This window comes from Polaromonas sp. P3_C2, from assembly GCF_056402675.1.
Window position 1 is genome coordinate 1 of the sequence record NZ_JBFUGX010000921.1, and the last position, 1,338, is coordinate 1,338.

At 62.5% G+C, this 1,338-nt stretch carries 3 protein-coding genes; all 3 read left to right on the forward strand.

Annotated elements, in window-relative coordinates:
* The first annotated feature begins 105 nt into the window (after nt 1–105).
* On the forward strand, nt 106–744 hold the full coding sequence (locus AC1DWI_RS23395) for an FMN-binding negative transcriptional regulator (protein WP_477671641.1): 639 nt from the start codon (nt 106–108) through the stop codon (nt 742–744).
* A gap of 1 nt (nt 745) precedes the next feature.
* On the forward strand, nt 746–973 hold the full coding sequence (locus tag AC1DWI_RS23400; RefSeq protein WP_457282780.1) for a hypothetical protein: 228 nt from the start codon (nt 746–748) through the stop codon (nt 971–973).
* A 64-nt stretch (nt 974–1,037) separates the two neighbouring features.
* Nucleotides 1,038–1,338: nucleoside deaminase (locus AC1DWI_RS23405; protein WP_477725946.1), on the forward strand; the 301-nt coding region annotated here is incomplete at its 3' end.

A 1,338-nucleotide genomic window follows, 5' to 3' on the forward strand; every position in this document is an offset into this window, starting at 1 on the left:
GGCCCGCTGGCCATTGCGCCCCTGAGCCCGCGGTAACAGATTCCGGGGAAATTTCCGGCTGATCAAGCCGCCGCCAAATCCGTTTTTTGGCCTATGCTTCAGCCCATGTACATGCCGCCCCAATTCAAAGGCGACCGCGCAAAGGCTGCGGCGCTGATCCAGGAACACCCCTTTGCCAGCTTGATCAGTGTCGATGACGCTGGTCTTCCGTATGTCACGCATTTGCCCTTGCATCTGGAAGATCGCGGCGATCAGTTGGTGCTGCTGGGCCATGTGGCCAAGCCCAATGCGCACTGGCGCTACCTGCAGGCACGACCGCAGGCCGTGGCCACCTTTCTCGGGCCTCATGCCTACCTGTCGCCCAAGGTCTACCCGGATCTGGCGCGGGTGCCGACCTGGAACTACCTGGCCGTGCATTGCACCGTGCAGGCCACGCTGATCGAAGATCCCCTGGCAAAAGACCGCCTGCTTAAAAAGCTGATTGGCGACCATGAGCCACCTTACGCCGAGCAATGGCGTGGCCTGGGCGAAGAGTTTGCCCACAAGATGCTGGCCGGTATTGTGGCTTTTGAATTGCGGGTCACCGATCTTCAGTGCAAGGTCAAGATCAACCAGCACAGGCCCGAGTCCCACGCAGCGATGAAGGCCATTTACGCGGCCGGCAATGAAAACGAGCGCGGCCTGGCCAACTGGATGGCCCGCCTGGGCATGGCCGGCACAAGCAACACGTCAACGGAGGCCTGAAATGCGCGCCATGTTCAGCATCGTGAGCTTGTTGGTCGTGTTGGCCATCGTGGGGTTCCTGGTCAAGAAGCAGCTGGGCAGCCAACTGGCCGGCCCGCCGGCGGCCGGCGTGCCTGCAGTCTCTGGCGGCGCCACGCCGCAGGAACAAAGCCGGCAAGTGCAGCAGCAGGTCAAACAGTCCGTGGAAAGCCTGATGCAGCAGCCCCGGCCGTCGCAGGACGACAAGTAATTCAATAAGAAACAGGCTATGGCCCTTGCAGGACGAGCGCAAGCAGCTATTAAAATAATAGCAAATGAATGACATCATCTTCATGCAGCAGGCGCTTGCGCAGGCCCGTCAGGCAGCCGGGTCGGGTGAAGTGCCTGTGGGCGCAGTGGTGGTGCGGCGTGGCGAGATCATTGCCACGGGCCGTAACGCCCCGGTAGACGGGCACGACCCGACGGCCCACGCCGAGATCGTGGCGTTGCGCGCGGCGGCACAGGCGCTGGGCAACTACCGGCTGGACGATTGCGAGCTGTTCGTCACGCTGGAGCCCTGCGCCATGTGCAGCGGCGCCATGCTGCATGCCCGGCTCAAACGCGTGGTGTTTGGCG

Excerpts from the sequence above, each read along its gene's own strand:
- AC1DWI_RS23400 (WP_457282780.1), top strand. The coding sequence starts at position 746 with ATGCGCGCCATGTTCAGCATCGTGAGCTTGTTGGTCGTGTTGGCCATC.
- AC1DWI_RS23395 (WP_477671641.1), top strand. The coding sequence starts at position 106 with ATGTACATGCCGCCCCAATTCAAAGGCGACCGCGCAAAGGCTGCGGCG.